16 protein-coding genes are annotated in these 15,698 nt (G+C 67.9%); 8 read left to right on the forward strand and 8 right to left on the reverse strand.

The annotated features are described in order from the left end of the window. Nucleotides 1–9: 9 nt before the first annotated feature. Nucleotides 10–693: a thermonuclease family protein gene (locus tag DR843_RS16950; RefSeq protein ID WP_109687716.1), complete on the forward strand. Its 684-nt coding sequence runs from the start codon at nt 10–12 to the stop codon at nt 691–693. Here DR843_RS16950 and DR843_RS16955 read toward each other — a convergent pair. From DR843_RS16955 to DR843_RS16970, 4 genes are all read right to left on the reverse strand, one after another. Beyond that, nucleotides 638–1,627 carry an IS481 family transposase gene (locus tag DR843_RS16955; protein WP_109683633.1) on the reverse strand — a complete coding sequence of 330 codons (990 nt, stop codon included), beginning with the start codon at nt 1,625–1,627 and terminating at the stop codon, nt 638–640. The genes DR843_RS16950 and DR843_RS16955 overlap by 56 nt on opposite strands. 603 nt (nt 1,628–2,230) lie before the next feature. Next, nucleotides 2,231–2,905 carry a VIT1/CCC1 transporter family protein gene (locus tag DR843_RS16960; protein WP_170119912.1) on the reverse strand — a complete coding sequence of 225 codons (675 nt, stop codon included), beginning with the start codon at nt 2,903–2,905 and terminating at the stop codon, nt 2,231–2,233. A gap of 38 nt (nt 2,906–2,943) precedes the next feature. Beyond that, on the reverse strand, nt 2,944–3,483 hold the full coding sequence (locus DR843_RS16965) for a hypothetical protein (protein WP_146202612.1): 540 nt from the start codon (nt 3,481–3,483) through the stop codon (nt 2,944–2,946). Between the two features lie 181 nt (nt 3,484–3,664). Continuing rightward, a complete protein-coding gene (locus DR843_RS16970) occupies nt 3,665–5,008 on the reverse strand; it encodes an HNH endonuclease (protein ID WP_109687722.1) in 1,344 nt (447 codons plus the stop codon). Between the two features lie 51 nt (nt 5,009–5,059). Between DR843_RS16970 and DR843_RS16975 the strand changes: the two genes are divergently transcribed. After that, nucleotides 5,060–5,440, forward strand: coding sequence for a pyridoxamine 5'-phosphate oxidase family protein (locus DR843_RS16975; protein ID WP_109687724.1), 381 nt, complete (start codon nt 5,060–5,062; stop codon nt 5,438–5,440). Between the two features lie 31 nt (nt 5,441–5,471). Further along, nucleotides 5,472–6,899, forward strand: a complete 1,428-nt coding sequence (locus DR843_RS16980; protein WP_109687726.1) for a UDP-N-acetylmuramoyl-L-alanyl-D-glutamate--2,6-diaminopimelate ligase — start codon at nt 5,472–5,474, stop codon at nt 6,897–6,899. On the opposite strand, the gene DR843_RS16985 is transcribed toward DR843_RS16980, so the two are convergent. Beyond that, on the reverse strand, nt 6,879–7,865 hold the full coding sequence (locus DR843_RS16985; protein WP_109687727.1) for an aldo/keto reductase: 987 nt from the start codon (nt 7,863–7,865) through the stop codon (nt 6,879–6,881). The two genes, DR843_RS16980 and DR843_RS16985, sit on opposite strands and share 21 nt — an antisense overlap. Further along, nucleotides 7,862–8,338: a MerR family transcriptional regulator gene (locus DR843_RS16990; protein ID WP_245934174.1), complete on the reverse strand. Its 477-nt coding sequence runs from the start codon at nt 8,336–8,338 to the stop codon at nt 7,862–7,864. Before DR843_RS16990 ends, DR843_RS16985 begins: the two co-directional genes overlap by 4 nt. A 55-nt stretch (nt 8,339–8,393) precedes the next feature. Between DR843_RS16990 and DR843_RS16995 the strand changes: the two genes are divergently transcribed. The 5 genes from DR843_RS16995 to mptB are packed head-to-tail and all read left to right on the forward strand — an operon-like array spanning nt 8,394 to nt 12,710. After that, nucleotides 8,394–9,200 carry a glycerophosphodiester phosphodiesterase gene (locus DR843_RS16995; protein WP_211310277.1) on the forward strand — a complete coding sequence of 269 codons (807 nt, stop codon included), beginning with the start codon at nt 8,394–8,396 and terminating at the stop codon, nt 9,198–9,200. Then, entirely contained in the window at nt 9,197–9,634 is a 438-nt protein-coding gene (locus tag DR843_RS17000; RefSeq protein WP_109687731.1) for an ATP-binding protein, read from the forward strand. Before DR843_RS16995 ends, DR843_RS17000 begins: the two co-directional genes overlap by 4 nt. A gap of 21 nt (nt 9,635–9,655) precedes the next feature. Continuing rightward, entirely contained in the window at nt 9,656–10,534 is an 879-nt protein-coding gene (locus DR843_RS17005; RefSeq protein ID WP_109687733.1) for a DUF5926 family protein, read from the forward strand. Next, the gene (locus DR843_RS17010; protein WP_109687734.1) at nt 10,531–11,211 is read left to right on the forward strand and encodes a glycosyltransferase family 2 protein; all 681 of its coding nucleotides are present in this window, start codon (nt 10,531–10,533) and stop codon (nt 11,209–11,211) included. The genes DR843_RS17005 and DR843_RS17010 overlap by 4 nt, the downstream gene beginning before the upstream one ends. Beyond that, nucleotides 11,184–12,710, forward strand: a complete 1,527-nt coding sequence (gene mptB, locus DR843_RS17015; protein ID WP_109687736.1) for a polyprenol phosphomannose-dependent alpha 1,6 mannosyltransferase MptB — start codon at nt 11,184–11,186, stop codon at nt 12,708–12,710. The genes DR843_RS17010 and mptB overlap by 28 nt, the downstream gene beginning before the upstream one ends. Here mptB and DR843_RS17020 read toward each other — a convergent pair. Together DR843_RS17020 and DR843_RS17025 are read right to left on the reverse strand one after the other, a co-directional pair. Further along, nucleotides 12,633–13,418, reverse strand: coding sequence for a GNAT family N-acetyltransferase (locus tag DR843_RS17020; protein ID WP_109687738.1), 786 nt, complete (start codon nt 13,416–13,418; stop codon nt 12,633–12,635). The genes mptB and DR843_RS17020 overlap by 78 nt on opposite strands. Before the next feature lie 180 nt (nt 13,419–13,598). Then, the gene (locus DR843_RS17025) at nt 13,599–15,617 is read right to left on the reverse strand and encodes a DUF2339 domain-containing protein (RefSeq protein WP_170119913.1); all 2,019 of its coding nucleotides are present in this window, start codon (nt 15,615–15,617) and stop codon (nt 13,599–13,601) included. Nucleotides 15,618–15,698 lie beyond the last annotated feature (81 nt).

Below are 15,698 nucleotides of genomic sequence, written 5' to 3' on the forward strand. Positions count from 1 at the left end.
GGGGAAGCAATGTCGTGGTTCGGGGCTCTGCCGGTGGCAGCCAAGGTGGGCGTCGCGGTGACCGGCCTCGCCGTGGCGACCACCGGCACCGGCATAGCTGTTCGGCAGATGTCGTCGATCGATCAGGCGGGTCGAACGGCCACCGTCACGCATGTCGTCGATGGAGACACCGTCGATGTCATGTTGGACGGTATGAAGCAACGGGTGCGATTGCTCAACGTGAACACACCGGAGAGCGTTGATCCGGATAAACCGGTGGAGTGTATGGCGAATGAGGCGTCGGCCTACTTGCGGGAGACGCTCCCGATCGGGTCGACGGTTCGGGTGGAGACCGACGTCGAGGAACACGACTCCTATGGCCGACTGCTCGCTGGCATCTGGCTTGACGGACGGTTGATCAATGCCGAGATCGCCCGCAACGGTTTTGGGGTGGCGATGAAGATCTCGCCGAACGGGAAGTTCTACTCCGCCGTCGAGGATGCCCAGCAGGGGGCGATTCACGCGAAGGTCGGGCTCTACGATCCGGACGCCCAGTGCACGGTACCGGGTGCCGTCGCCACCTTGGAGACCATGACAACGCAGGCGGCGTCTGCGGCTGCGGCTAGCCCAACGAGCACCACGACGGTCTCCTCGGTGGCTAGCTGTAGTGCCCCGCCAGGTTGGGTACGCGGTCTGCGGGTGAGCCACCTTTGAGCGCGGTGTGTGCGCGGTGGTGATTGTAGATGTGCAGGAAGTCCTCGTACGCGGCGGCGCGTTCGGTCTCGCTGGTGTAGGGGCGGGCGTAGGCCCACTCCTCGGTCAGGGTCCGGTTGAACCGCTCGACTTTCCCGTTGGTTTTCGGGGTGTAGGGGCGGGTGCGTTTATGGGTGATCCCATGGTCCTGCAGCATGTTCCGGAATAGGTGGGAGCGGTAACAGGACCCGTTGTCGGTCATCACCCGGTCCGTGGTGATCCCGACCTGCGCGAAGTGCGCCACCGCCCGTTGCATGAACGCGGTCGCGGTCTCCTTCTTCTCATCGGCCAGGATCTCTGAGTAGGCGTACCGGGAGTGGTCATCGACCGCGTGGTGCAGGTAGGCATACCCCCGCCCACTGCTGGAGGTAGCACGGGAGTTAGCTTTCCCCGCAGCGCGGCCATGGACCCGGTGTCCACCCCCATCGGGGATGCGGCCCAGCTTCTTGATGTCCACGTGGACCAAATCACCCGGGGCGTCGCGTTCGTAGCGCACCACCTTTCGACGACCGGCCCGTACCGGGGCACCAGTGGCCGGGTCCGTCCAGGACAACCGAAGACACCGGTACCGGGTCAGGATGCGGTGCACCGTGGCCGGATTCATCCCCAGGTGGTAGGCGATCCGGGCCGGCCCCCACCGCCGCGAAACCCGTAACCCCAGGACTCGCCGTTCCCGGCGCCTACTGGTGCGGTGCGGACATGACTGGGGCCGGCTGGGACGATCGCACATCCCCGCCGCACCATGCTGGCGGTACCGGGCCGCCCAGCGGTGCGCGGTGGTGACCGAGACCCCGAACCGGTCTGCGGCCCGCCGCAACGGCCACCCATCGTCCACCACGCACCGCGCCAGGCGCAGGCGACCAGTCGCAGAAAGCGGGGCATTAGCGTGGACCATGAGGACCTCCGGGTTTGGGGATGTGTTTGCTTCGTCGCTTCACACCTCACCCGGAGGTCTTCCTCAAGTCACGCCGACAGGCCGAGAACCGTTCCTAACGTCCCGGGGCAGTACAGCTAGCGCCCTGCTAGCCGCCAGTGCTTTGGAGTCGGTGCTGAACGCTGGCGACCGCCTCCCGGCCTCGGCCCTCACAACGGCAGCGCTCGCGGATGCTCGGCAGAAGGTCGGCATCTTGAAGGGTCAGCTGAACAACCTGAAGGCCGCTGCCGCCAAACCAAGTACACCGGCGCAGACGACGCCCAAGGCCAGCCCCTCCGCGCCGAAAGCAACTCCTTCCGCGCCGAAGACGAGTCAGCCTGCCCCTAAGCCGAACGTGACGCCCAAGCCGAAACCGACCAGGCCGTCGGCGCCCCCGCCACCGGTCAAGCCGGCCCCGAAGCCGACCAAGCCCAAGACCCCGCCGCCGGCGAAGGCCTCGCCGACGCCGAAACCCAAAGGCGGCGGAGGGTCGGGCTACACGGGGTGTCGCAAGTATGCGCCGGGTGGAAAGACCTGGACGCCGATCCCGTGCCCGCGAAAGAAGTAGCTGACGCAGCCGTCTGGCTAGTCGGCTAGTTCACCGACGCCGGAGGCGATGGCCAGGGTCAGCAGGCCGAAGGAGACGGCGCGGATGATGGTGCGCGCGGGGTGGGTGTGCCCGAATTTTGCGCCGACGAACGAGGTGATCCCCAGGGACAGCGTGACGGCTCCGAGGGTGACGATCAGTTGGTTGTACGGCGGGACGAGCAGCGCGATCAGGGCCGGCATGAGGGCGCCGACGAGGAAGGCGAGCGCGGCGGTCAGGCCGGCGGTCACCGGTGACTGGAAGTCGCGCTCATCTAGGTCGAGTTCGTCGTCGATGTGAGCCTCGAGAGCGTTGTGGGCACTGAGTTCCTGGGCGACTTCGTGGGCCAATCGGTCGCTCAGGCCCTTATCGAGGTAGATGTCGACCAACTCGTCGTACTCCTCCTGCGGGGTCAACGCCAGCCGCCGCTTCGTTTCGGCGATCTCGGTCATGATCGCGTCGCGGTTGAAGGAGGCCTCGGTGTAGCGCATCGCGGCCATGGAGGTGGCACCCGCGGAGATCGCGACGACGGCCGTGACGATGATGGTCGTGCTGCGCAGGTCTGCTGTGACCAGACCGGACAGCAGGCCCGCGACGCCGAGGATGCCGTCGTTGACGTCGACCACTCGCTCGCGCCAAATCTGCGCACGAATCCGCGGGGTCACCTTCGTCACAGCGCAGATCGTAGTGCGGCAGAAGCGGATTCACCTGACTATCCGGCTCTCCGCAGCGCGTCTGGATCGATGTTGACCGTGCGCAAGTAACGGTCTGCTCCCCGGTAGACCCGGATCGTCCTTGGCAGGCAGAGTACGAGGAGGACCAACAGCCCGAGGTAGACCCAGGCCAGAACAGGACTGCGCGACCAATTAGTCACAGCGATCACCGCGCAGCCCACCAGCCCTACCGGGAGAACCCACAGCACGCGTCGCTTCTGCAGGGCGATCTTGCGAGCACTCGTGGTCTCGACGTACCGAAGGAACCGGTCGGCGCTCGGTTCGCCGCGACGGATCGCCCGCTGCACATGCCGACGGTCCCGACGAGGCAGTCCGGCCGGCAGCGGGATCCACTGCCCGTCGAATCGTCGCCGCAGTCGGCGGATCACGAAGGTCATCACGATCGCGTAGAACACGACCATCCCGATCAGCAACAGGGCGAGCACGACTGCGGAACGGTGGCCGTGGGCGCGATGTCGATGAGGGTGATCCATCAGGTGCGCGCCGATCACTCCCGCCAGCGGCGAGATGAGCAGCACGACGCCCATGGTGGTGAGCCAGCGCTTGCGGGCGCGCAGCCACGTTTGTCTGACTTGGCCCTCAAGGCCGGCCGGTATCGGCAACGGTCCATCGACGCCCCCCCACGTCGATCGGAGAACGATTGCTATCCACGAACCCTGGGGGTTCGCTGGGAATTCGCACGGAGGGGTGTCCGCCGCCTCACTCGCGCCTCGGCGTGATGAAGCCGTGCCAGATGATGTCGATGAATCGGCGTTCGAGCCCTGAAACAGACTCTGCTGGAGCGCTACTGGGCGGTTGCGGGGGTTGTGAGGGGATCTTCAGGCCGCCGACAGTGCAAACGGCGTGCTGCGCGGTGCCGGTCACGCGGTAGTCGGGGTGTTCCTTGTCCTGGTTACACCGGGTGCATGTGGCTCGGCCATTGGCCGCGGTGGTCGGTCCGCCCTTCGCGACAGGCGTGATGTGGTCGGTCTGTTGTGCCGGCGACTCGCAGAACGGCGTACGGCAACGTTGGTCGCGTAGCCGGATGAACTCGCGCAGCAGCCCGTTGTAGGTGCGGGAGGTGCTCTCCATGCCGATGAGCTCTTGATGGTTCGGCGCGGTGAAGATCCGTCGGACGGCTGGGCCCTGATCGTCGGGGCAGGCGTTGATGAGGTCGCGGGCAAGCTGGCCGCTGATCGTGCCGTATCCCTCCAGGTGGCCGGGGGCGTCGCCGGTGAGGGCGTCGATGGGGATCATCAGGTTGACCCGCACGTCGACCGGTGGTTGTTGCCGGGCCGTGGCCCCGGTGATCAAGGTGACCAGTGCGTCGGCCTGGGCGCGCCGCCGGTCCTGGTGGGTGGCCTTGTTGGCCTTCTCGGCGACGAGGGCGTCGGCCGCCGCCTGCAGGGCTTGGACGCACGCCAGGCCCGTCGTCGCCGGGATCAGGGCGCTGAGGCGCAGCATCCCGTCGGGGGCGGAGCGCCAGGTGACGTGCCGGTCGTGGGCGGCGGCGATCGCGCGCACCCGGGCCAGATCAGGATCAAGCCGGGTGACGATCCCTCGCGCAGCCTCCCGCAGACCGCGCTCGCCGAGGAATTGCCAGCGGTCCTGCAACTCCTGCGCAGTCTGAGCCCGCGCCGCCGGGTCAAGGCCCTCGGTCTCGCGAACGAGGAGAGCAGCCGCCTCCTCGTTGAGGTGCCCCGCGCGCATCGCGGCAAGCACCGACGGCATCTCGTTGACGAGGACTCGGGCCTGGTGAACCAGGCGTTGACCGGACAACGGGTGGCGTCTGCGGGCGAACGCGATCCCGGTCCCGGTATGCCGATCGGACCGGTCGTGGGGGATGCCGGGTCGGCGAGCCCGGGTGTCTTCGGAGGATGCTGCGGTCAGCTCGATCTGTCGAGCGGTGATGGCGTCCTTGAGGTATTCGAGCTCTTGGACCAGCCCCTGCTGGATCCGGGGCGAATCAAATTGTCCAGCAGTGGCATTCACCTCGGCACGCCACCGTTGCACAGTGGCGATCGAGGCCTGCTCAGCCTCGTCCAGAAGGTGCGTCCCGTCCATGCAAAGACGCTATAACCGACCACCGACAGCATCGCGAGAGATCATGCTGGGATGACGATTGATGCCAGCAGCCCACCCGCCCTGGCGCGTTTCGTTCGTGACCAACGACGAGGCGTCGTCGCGACCGTCTCTGCCGCTGGCCACCCCGAAGCCGCACTTGTCGGGCTGACAGCGTTGGACGACGGCACGCTGATCTTCGACAGCCACCAGTCCTTCCGCAAGGTGGCCAACCTGCAGGCGGCGAGCACGGTCGCGGTCGTGGTGGGCCTTGATGGGCAGGTCAGTGTGCAGGTTGAGGGCACTGCACGCATTGCGGTCGCACCCGACGAACGACGCATCCAGCGATCCCGCCACCGTGGTCGAGGCGAGGTGGGCAGAAGAGGAGCGCGCCGATTGAAGCGTATTCACCTATCTAGCGGCGAGCCTAGATAAGGCAAGAAAGACCAAGCGATACGCTCGCGCGGTGATTCTGGACGGCTCCGCCCTGCGCGACGTACTCGGTGTTGAGGTTCCCGAGGTGCAGGTCAGCGCCGTGACCAACGATTCCCGCGCGGTCAGCCCCGGCTCGGCGTACGTCGCGATCAAGGGCTTCACCACCGACGGCGCCCGCTTCGTCCCCCAGGCCCTCGAGCAGGGCGCGACGCTGATCGTTGCCGATCACCCGATCGACGGCGCGCCCACCGCAGTCGTCCCGGACACCCGCGCCGCAATGGCCCGGCTTGCCGTTGCCGTGAACGGCGACCCGTCGAAGGATCTGACCGTCTACGGGATCACCGGGACCAACGGCAAGACGACGAGTTCCTATGTGCTGCACGGCATTTTGAGCAGCGCTTATGGCGCTGCGAAGACCGGACTGCTGAGCACCGCTGAGATCATCGTGGGCACCGAGCGACGGCCGGCTGTGCGTACGACGGGTGAGGCGCCTCTCGTGCAAGGCACCTTGGCGAGGATGCGGGACGAGGGCGTGCAGTACGTCGTCCTTGAAACCAGTTCGCATGGCATCGCATTGCAGCGCGTTGCCGGAACCCATTACGCGGCAGCGCTTTTCACGAACCTGTCGCGCGACCACTTGGACTTCCACCCCACGATGGAGGACTACTACCTCACCAAGCGACGGCTGTTCGAGTGGACCGACGGGCCGAAGCTGGCCAATTCCGATGACCCGTACGGCGCGCGCCTGGCTGACGAGGTCAGCGGCACCTTGCGATTCGGTACCACCACCGCCGCCGACTACCAAGCAGTTGCGATCGAACAGACAAGTGCTGGAACGGATTTCGTCTTACGAACTCCCACGATGGAACTGCCGCTGCACATGCCGTTGCTCGGTGACTACAACGTCCTCAACGTCACCGGCGCCGCAGCAATCGCCCTCGAAACCGGCATGGACCCAGACATCTTGCAGCGGGCGGTCGCCGACATCCCCCAGGTGCCAGGCCGTTTCGAGCGCGTCCCCAACGACAAGGGCTTCGAGGTCATCGTCGACTACGCCCACACCGACGTCGGCCTGGCCGCCGTCCTGGACGTCGCGCGCGCCGTCACCGAGGGTCGGGTCATCGTCGTCTATGGTGCCGCCGGCCGCCGCGACCCGGCGAAGCGACCCAAGATGGGTGCGGTCGCGACCCAGAAGGCCGACATCGGCATCATCACCACGGACGACTCCTACGACGAGTCACCCGAGGCGATCGCTGCCGAGGTCAAGGCCGGAGCCCCCGATCACGAGGTGATCCTGGACCGCCGCGAGGCCATCGAAAGGGCCCTCGCGACCGCGAAGAGCGGCGACCTGGTGCTCATCGCCGGCAAGGGGCACGAGCGGGTGCAGCACCTTCCCGACGGTGACATCGACTTCCACGACGCCACCGTCGCCGCCGAATTACTCAGCGAGAGAGGCTGATTCGCCCGCAACCCAGGCCATATCGGGATAGCGGTCGCCCGCGGGCTGCAGCGCAGAAAGCGCGGCGAGCTGGTCAGCCGACAGGGTCAAGGTCACCGCCCCGACGTTCTCCTCCAGGTAGGAACGTCGCTTGGTACCGGGGATCGGGATGACGTCGTCGCCCTGCGCCAGCAACCACGCGAGTGCCACCTGGCCCGGGGTGGCGTCCAGCGATTCGGCGATGGACTGCACGGAAGCGACGAGCTCCCGGTTCCGCTTCAGGTTCGCCTCCTGCCAGCGAGGTAGCGTCGAACGGAAGTCACCAGCAGAAGGTGCGAGCGCCGCCGCCGAGCCGGTCAGCATCCCCCGGCCCAGGGGGCTGTAGGGCACGATCGCCGCTCCGATCTCACGGGCGGCCACCACATCCGAGGCCTCGATGTCCCTGCTGAACACCGACCACTCCGACTGCAACGCGGCGATCGGGTGCACCGCCGCCGCGCGTCGCAACGTCGTGGCCGACGCCTCGGAGATGCCCAGGTGGCGCACCTTGCCTGCGGTCACCAGGGACGCCATCGCACCCACGGTCTCCTCGATCGGTACCTGCGGGTCGACCCGGTGCAGGTAGTACAGGTCGATCACGTCGGTGCCCAGGCGCTGCAGCGACGCGTCGATCGCCTGCCGCACGTACTCCGGCGAACCATTCACGCCCGCCGGCAGCCCCGTGTCGGGGGCGGTCACGATGCCGAACTTGGTGGCCAGCACCACCTCGGAGCGATGGTCGGCCAGGAACGTGGACAGGAGTCTCTCGTTGGCTCCGCCCACGCCGTACATGTCGGCGGTGTCGAAGAAGTTGACCCCGAGTTCCAGGGCGCGGGAGAGCGTCGCCAGCGCCTCGGCGGAGTCCGCCGGGCCGTAGGCGAAGCTCATCCCCATGCAGCCCAGGCCGAGGGCGGACACGGACAGGTCGCCGATGCGTCGATACTTCATGAGGTGTGGCCTCCGTAGGTCGCGATCTTGTATTCGGTGGCCGCGAGCGACAGCGTCAACTCGCGGATCTGGCGGCGGATGGTGTCCCGGTGCTCCAGCAGCATGTCCAGGCGCTCCGGCACGGTGTCGTCGCCGAGGTCAACCAGTGACACGTAGTGCTGCAGGTCCCGGATCGGCATACCGGACAGGCGCATCCGGCTGATGAAGACCAACCGGCGTACGGCGTCCGCAGAGTAAGCGCGTTGCCCCGCCGCATCGCGAGGAACCGACACCAGACCGATCCGCTCGTAGTAGCGCAACGAGTGCGCGCTGATGTCGAGCAACTCGGCGACCTGGGCCACGGTCAGCGGCGTGTCGATGGCCGGCAGCTCGGTGAGCCGGTGGATCACTTCCACGGACATCGGACCGTCGATCTCGTCGAGCGTCGACAGCGCAGCCAGTGCCCGGTCCATCGTGTGTTCGCTGGAGGTCATGTCGATGACGCTAGAGCTTTGAGCGCGCTCCAACGCAAGTGCCAGAATGTCCCGCGTGACGCTGTCCGGGAAGCCGCCGCGGGTGATCGCACACCGCGGCTCCAGCCACACCGAACCCGAACACACCCTCGGTGCCTACTTACGGGCCATCGACGAGGGTGCCGACGGTCTTGAGTGCGACGTGCGCCTCACCGCCGACCAGCACTTGGTGTGTGTGCACGATCGCCGCGTCAACCGCACCTCCGATGGCGACGGCGTCGTCTCGGAGTTGGAGCTGGCCCAGTTGGAAGGACTGGACTGGGGCAGTTGGAAACGCGCACACCCCGATGAGTCGGAGGAACCGGACCGGCACCACGCGCAGATCCTCACCCTGCGCCAATTGATCCGCTCGGTGCTGGCGGCCGACCGCCCGCTGGAACTGGTCATCGAGACCAAACATCCGACCCGTTGGGCCGGTGACGTCGAACGCAGACTCGTCTCGGTCCTCGGCGAGTACGACCTGCTGACGCCAGCTCCCGGCAAACCCCGGGTGCGGATGATGTCGTTCTCCACCAGAGCGGTCGCGCGCTTCGGTCGGCTGGCCCCCAAGCTCGAGCGGGTGCAACTGATCGAGGTGGGCGCCGGCCTGCGGGTGATCGATTTCTTCCCCGCCGACCTACCCATCGTGGGACCGCGCCTGGGCATCATCAAACGGTTTCCCGAGTTCGTCGCCCGTCAGCACGCCGCGGGCCGGGAGGTGCACGTCTGGACGGTCGACCAACCCGAGGACGTCGCGCTGTGTATCGAGCTGGGAGTGGACGCGATCATCACCAACCGACCGGCCGACGTACGCTTCGCACTAAGCCAGCAGGGAGTTTCATGACTGACAACGACGGCACCGAGGGCACTGACGCGCACGTCCGCACGGTGCGCCTGGCGTGGGATCTGCAGTCCGTACCGCGGATCCGCAAGGCGGTGCTGGAGGATCTGGCGGGTACGACGGTGCCTGAGCAGGTGGTCCAGGAGACCGAGCAGGTGGCCTCCGAACTCGTCGCGAATGCCATCCTGCACGGCAAACCATTACCCGACGGCTCGATCCGGGTGCATTGGAAGGTGCGGCCGCCGCGCGTCGAGATCGAAGTGTCGGACGGCGGCAGCGGCAAGACGCCCGCGCCCAAACCGTCCTCGGAATGGGCCCGCAGCGGCCGGGGCCTGCGGATCGTGCGCTCTCTCGCTCACGAGTGGGGGGTCAGCGACGAGGACGGTCGAACCACGGTCTGGGCGGCGCTCGGCGGCCCGTCGCGGCGCCGGATGTAGGTCCGCCTAGAGTGAAGTCTCATGGGCAAGGCTTCTCGGCGGGAACGTAAAGACAAGCAGGAACGCAAAACCAAGGTCGCTCCGGCGCCGTTCGTCGCGCGTCCCTTCGAAGGCCTGCCGGGCGAGGCGGACTGGGTCGCCCTGCGCGAGTTCGTGCCCGCCGCGACCGCGACCGTTGATTTCCGGTACGCCGATCGGTCCGGTCAGGCGACGATCGCCACCGTGTTGCCGATGGCCTGGCCGGCGCTGCACCGCGCGACGCAGGACGGCGGTCGGGTCCTGATCGCGATGCAGAGCGGGGGTGGCTCCGGGGACGCGAGCCGCGACTTGGCGGCAGCCCTGATCGCCGGTCTCGATCTGGAGCCGGGGACACCGCTCACCAGCGTGCCGCGTCCTACCTTCGATACGCCGCGGCTGCAGGATCTGGTCACCAGCACCACGTTCGAGCCCACGCTGTACGACGGTTTCGACTTCTGGATCGAAGAAGGCGAGCTGGACGAGGACGGCAAGGCGTCCCTTGAGCGGGCCAACGAAGCGGTGGCTCCGACCCACCGTCTGCTACCCGACCAGTCGGCCTACTGGTGTCGCGTCGGTGATCGCAGCTTCGTGCGCTGGGTGCTCGATGCCGACGAAGACACCGCCACCAACGCCCTCGCACGTCTGATCGCCGCCGACGAGGCCGGTCTCGGCGAGGGACGACTCCTCGGCGCCTTCCGGGCCAGCGGCCTGCTGGTCCCGGTGTGGGAGGTCGACACGACCTTGGAGCCGGACGCGATCGTCGACGACTTCGCCGCCGTAGCTCAGCGATTCGATGCCCACCTCGCGGACGACGCACCGCTCGACGCCGAGCAGCGCCGCGCCCGCGACCGCCTCGTCAGTAGGCAGCTGACCATCCGGTGACCCTCGCCGCCATCATCCCCGCCAAGGACGAAGCGCAGCGGATCGCCGCAACCGTCCGAGCCGTCCGCGACCTCGGTGCCGAGGTTGTGGTCATTGACGACGGATCTTCCGATGACACGGCCAGGTTGGCCCGTGAGGCGGGCGCGAGGGTTGTGCAGCACCGCCGCAACCGGGGAAAGGCAGCCGCTCTCATGACCGGGCTCGCGCAGGTCGGTGCTGTCGACCTGGTGCTTTTCGTCGACGCTGACCTGGGCGAATCGGCATCAGCCGTAGGGGTTCTCGTGCCTCCCGTAGCGGAAGGACAGGCCGACATGACCATCGCCGTCCTTCCCCCGCAGGGTCCCGGCGGCGGCCATGGGTTCGTGGTGCGACTGGCTCGCAACGGAATCCGTCGGCTCACCGGCTGGGAGGCGACCCAACCGCTGTCCGGTATGCGCTGCCTCAATCAGGCTGCGTTGCAGGCCGGTTCGCCATTGGCTGCCGGCTGGGGTGTGGAAGTGGGGCTGACCGTCGACGTCCTGCAGGCCGGCCTGCGGGTGCGTGAAGTGCCCTGCGAACTGCGGCATCGGGTCACCGGGTCCGACTGGCGCGGGCAGTTGCACCGCGCAGCCCAATATCGCGATGTGGCCCGAGCACTCGGCGTACGTCGATGGCGCGCGTTCCGGGCGGCGTCATGAGTCGGGTGCGCACCGGGCTTCTGTGCCTGTCCTTCGCGATCCTGATCGCGGTCGGACTGGCCGGGCCGTCGGCGGCGAAACCGCCGCTGGGCCCTCGCGGGTGGGCTCCTGGAACCCTCGACTGGCAGTTGTCTCCGACAAGCGTGAGCGTGCTGCTCTACATCGCGTTCATCGCCGGTGGGATCGGGGTGATCCTCGCGCTGATCCGCCCGGCGGAGCGCACCTGGGGGTGGGCACTGCCGCTCGCGCTCGGCGTACTCGCCCTGTTGACCGGGCCGTTCGGCTCGGCGGACCACGTGAACTACGCGGCCTACGGCCGGATCGCGGCCCAGGGTGGTGACCCCTATCTCGAGTCACCGATCGGCTGGCACGGTGGCCTGGACCCGGTGACGGCCTCGGTCCAGCCGCCGTGGCAGCACACACCGAGCATCTACGGTCCGTTTGCGACCATGCTGCAGGCGATTTCGTCGTTCATCGGTGGCCAGAACCTGCGCGTGACCGTGTGGATCTGGCAGGTCTTCATCGTGCTCGCGTGGCTCGGTTGCCGCTGGGTGCTGCTCCAACTGGCGCCGGACCGGCGTCGCCGCATCGATCTGCTGTGGACCTTCAACCCAGTGGTTTTCGGGACCCTGGTGCTCGGCGCCCACGTGGATCTGATCGCCGGATTCTTCGTCGTAGCAGCGCTTCTCGCGGCCCGCCGATCGCCGTGGCTCGCGGGTGCGCTCACCGGAGCGGCCTTCAGCACCAAGGTGACGTACGGCGTGGTCGGAGTCGCTCTTGCGTGGGCCTGGTGGCAGGTGGACCGGCGGAAGATCGGGGCCCGCGGGACGTGGGTGCTCCCAGGCCGGTTGTGGTCGCTGCTCGGTGGGGCGTTGCTGGTGGTCGTGCCGTGCTACCTCGTCGCCGGGCCGCACGTGCTGCACCAACTGGGGGCGGCCGGCGGATCGTTCTCCTACGCGTCGCCCTGGTCCTTGCCGATTCGATTGCTGCGGGTGCTAGGTCTACCCGAGTGGCTCGTGACCACAGTGGTGTTCGTTCTCGCTGCAGCAGCGATGGTCCTCTTCGCGCTGGCGCTATGGGCAGTGATCCGGCGCTACGGGCTGGCCGACCGGATTCGTGATCCGCTGACGCGCCACGCGGTGGTGGCGACGTTCGTGCTGTCGACCGCGTTCGCCGTCCTCGCGCCGTACACCCTGCCCTGGTACGACGCGACGACCTGGTTGTTGCTGCCCTTGCTGGCGGCGTTCGTGTGGGATGCACTGTTCGTCGTACGCGCCGTGGTGATGGCCCTGGCGTACGCGCCGGGTCGGGCCACCGGGCTCGACCAGAGCACCGCGAACTGGACTCTTGGGTTCCGGGAGAACGTCGCGCCCTACCTCGGCTGGCTCATCGTCGCCGCGTTCGGCTGGTTGGGGTGGCGATCAGCCGCGCACGTACGGCGTGGTGTCGGCGACGTGCTGCAGCCCGAGTTGGGTGAGGATCGGCCGCGAGTCCGGTGACGTGTCCAGCCGCATGTAACGGAAGCCGCGGTCGATCGCTCGCTGCGCCCGCCAGGTGACCGTGGACCGGTAGATACCCTGCCGGCGCCACTGCGGCAGCGTCGAACCGCCCCACATCGACGCGAAGTCGGTGCCCGGCGAGTAGCGGCACCAAGCTGCGCAGAGCACCGGTCCGTCTCGATCTTCCTCGACCAACACGATGTCCAGGCAGGTCGGGTCGGCGGCCTTTTCCCGTCGCAGCTCCTGCGTCATGTCACCGTCGCGTGGGCCCCAGATGGTCTGCATCAGATCATGGATGCGTTGATAGTCCTGCGACGAATTTGCCTCTCGCAGAGCCACTCCCGCCGGCAAGGTCACGTCGTGCACGAGCGCTGCGGCCTCCCCGAGCAAGAGTGCCTCGTCGTCCTCCTTCTGGAAACCGTTGCGCTGCAAACGTTCTGCGAGATCGGCGGGCTCGTCGTAGGAGTAGGTCTTCCACTCCACCCGTTCGCCCCTTCCGTTGAAGAACTCCGCCGTGCGGGCGATCCAATAGTCGGGGTCTGGCCCGAGCCCCTCGGGTGACTCCACCATGCAGTACGACGATCCGGGCTCCACCGGGTAGCGGCGCCGGACCGGGCCATCCAGGTCCCGGACGATCCCGGGCCCGCCCTCGGACTCGCGGTTGGCCAGGCGGATCTGCTCGTGGAAATGCTGCAGCAACGGATTCACGCCGCCACCCTCCCACGGGCCTAACAGCTGTGGTCGGGGTTGACCGCTGGATCCACAGTCACCCACACGACTGGATCTGCGCGGGTTATCGACATCCGCGCGGGTTGCAAGCTGCGCGAATGTCGATAACCCGCGCGGATGGCTCGAGGCGCTAGAGAGGGTCGCAGATCGCTCGAGGCGCTACAGCGGGTCGCGGGTGGCGAGCGCCGTCGCGAACGGGAACGCGATCAGGGCCGCGATGGCCGGGATCCCGACGCCGGAGTCGTTGATGCACATGGCGATTGCGCACATCACGAGTACGCCGATCGCGGTCTCCCGCAGGAACGGCAGCTCTTCGGCGCCCACCTGGGTGTCGGCTGCGATCTCCAGCGGTTCGGACAGGCCCACGGCATTGCCCAGGCGTCGGGCCCACGACCAGCCGGGCTGGGCGGGACGGCCCGCGAGCCACACGACGTACCCGCAGAAGATCAACGCCAACGGGATCAACGGGCTGACCGGGGTCGCGACCAGCAGCCGCAGGTTCGCGCCCAGCTTTTCCCCGACGATGCCACCGGAACCATCGAAGAGCCCGGCGAAGAACCGGCCGAGGTAGCTGCGCGAGGCGGCCGGGCGCAGGGCGTCGAGGACCCCGACGGCGACGACCAGCACCACGGCGGCGCCCACGATCAGCGTGATGCGCCGCCAGGATAGCGAGCGACCGAGCGCGAGGACGACCATGATGCCGCCGGCGATCAGCAGCGGCGGCGGCCCACCGAAGTCCGCACCCCACATCGGCGCCGCCAGAATGAGCACCGCTGCGCCACAGAGCAATCCGATGGTCCACGCGCCCAGGCGTCGCTCGTCCACCGCGATCAACCGGCCGCCCACCAGGCCGGCGAGCAGCAACACTGCGGTCGCGAAAATGGCATAACCGGCGTTGCCCATCCCGTAGTAGCGGCCGCCGTACTCGGGCTGCAGTCCGAGCATCGCCGGCAGCTGCAGCGACGACCCGTGCATCACGTCCAGCGCTAGCACCGCCGACGAGACGGCGCACACCGTCACCCACGGTGCGCCGATCCAGCGTCGCCAGGGTCCGGCGTAGGCGATGGCCACGACCACCCCGGCCCAGCCCAGCGACAGCAGCACCAGCCACAATCCCGGTGCCGGCCAACGTGACCACGGCAGCAGTCCGGCTAGGAAGGTGCCGATCGGAAGCGCGGCCAGGTAGGCCAGCGCCGGACGGGTCCACCGGGCTCGGCGCCACACCACCGCGGCGAGCAGCGCGATGAAGACCATGGCCCACGCGAGCCAGAACCACACCAGCACCTGGTGGTTGACCGACACGGCCCGGGCCAGAGCGGCATTCGAAGCAGTCGCTGTCGCCGCGCTCTGCGGGGTCGGGACGACCTGGAGCGCGGAGCCGTGCACGGCGCCCGGCAGCGTCGACACACCGACCGCCTGCAACAGGGTGGCGGTGATGTCCGCGGTCTGGATGAGGGCCGGTTGCTTGGTGGAGGCAGAACGGAGAACTCCTGCAGGCACGCCCGTGCCCAATGCGTAGGCCAATCGCAGACCCGCGTCGCCGGAGGAACCGTCCGACAAACCCGTGACGATCAAGGTCGACGTCGCGGGGAGTTTGCCGACGATCGTGTTCAACTGCGCGGCCGACGCCGTGACCAGCGTGACCGCGCAGGTCGTGAAGGACGCCGACGCGATCGAGGGTGCATAGTGGGTGACACGCCCGGCGGAGTCGGCAGCGCCGAGCGCCGCCTCTGGGCCGACCGCTTCGATGCACTTGCCGTGCTGGGCCGCAGTCGAGCCGAGCAAGCCGACGCCGGAGTCGGTGGACCGCCACTGCGACCACGACGGCCAGCTCGCGGTGCTGCCGGTCACGACCGGTGTGGGTGCAGTGCACCCGGCCGCGTCGACGCCATGCCCAGCGCCGAGCGTGAGCCAGGCACTCGGCGTACACGCGGTGGATCCGACGGTGTGCACGACCTGGTTGGCCGTCGCGCCGTAGTCGAGGACCTGCCACAGCGCGGGGGTGCGGGCGGCGGACACGTCGGTCCAGGACAATCCGGGTACGGCGACCACCACCACCGAGCCGCCCGTCACCACGGGTTTGGCCGCGGGTCGGGCGGTCACCAGCCCGGTCACGCCGTACGCAACGGCGAACAACGCGGTAATCGAAACCATCGCGATCACCCAGCGCCGCATCACGGCCCGAGACTAATCGACCAACCCTGTGGATAACTTCTGCGGACGCTGCGCCCGCGTCATCAGCGTCACAGGGCAGAATGC

It is taken from the genome of Branchiibius hedensis (assembly GCF_900108585.1).
Lineage (GTDB): Bacteria > Actinomycetota > Actinomycetes > Actinomycetales > Dermatophilaceae > Branchiibius > Branchiibius hedensis.

Coding starts and splice junctions, on each gene's coding strand:
- DR843_RS16990 (WP_245934174.1), bottom strand. CDS start 8,338: ATGACCTCCAGCGAACACACGATGGACCGGGCACTGGCTGCGCTGTCG.
- mptB (WP_109687736.1), top strand. CDS start 11,184: ATGGCGCGCGTTCCGGGCGGCGTCATGAGTCGGGTGCGCACCGGGCTT.
- DR843_RS16955 (WP_109683633.1), bottom strand. CDS start 1,627: ATGGTCCACGCTAATGCCCCGCTTTCTGCGACTGGTCGCCTGCGCCTG.
- DR843_RS16985 (WP_109687727.1), bottom strand. CDS start 7,865: ATGAAGTATCGACGCATCGGCGACCTGTCCGTGTCCGCCCTCGGCCTG.
- DR843_RS16950 (WP_109687716.1), top strand. CDS start 10: ATGTCGTGGTTCGGGGCTCTGCCGGTGGCAGCCAAGGTGGGCGTCGCG.
- DR843_RS17005 (WP_109687733.1), top strand. CDS start 9,656: ATGGGCAAGGCTTCTCGGCGGGAACGTAAAGACAAGCAGGAACGCAAA.
- DR843_RS16975 (WP_109687724.1), top strand. CDS start 5,060: ATGACGATTGATGCCAGCAGCCCACCCGCCCTGGCGCGTTTCGTTCGT.
- DR843_RS16970 (WP_109687722.1), bottom strand. CDS start 5,008: ATGGACGGGACGCACCTTCTGGACGAGGCTGAGCAGGCCTCGATCGCC.
- DR843_RS17000 (WP_109687731.1), top strand. CDS start 9,197: ATGACTGACAACGACGGCACCGAGGGCACTGACGCGCACGTCCGCACG.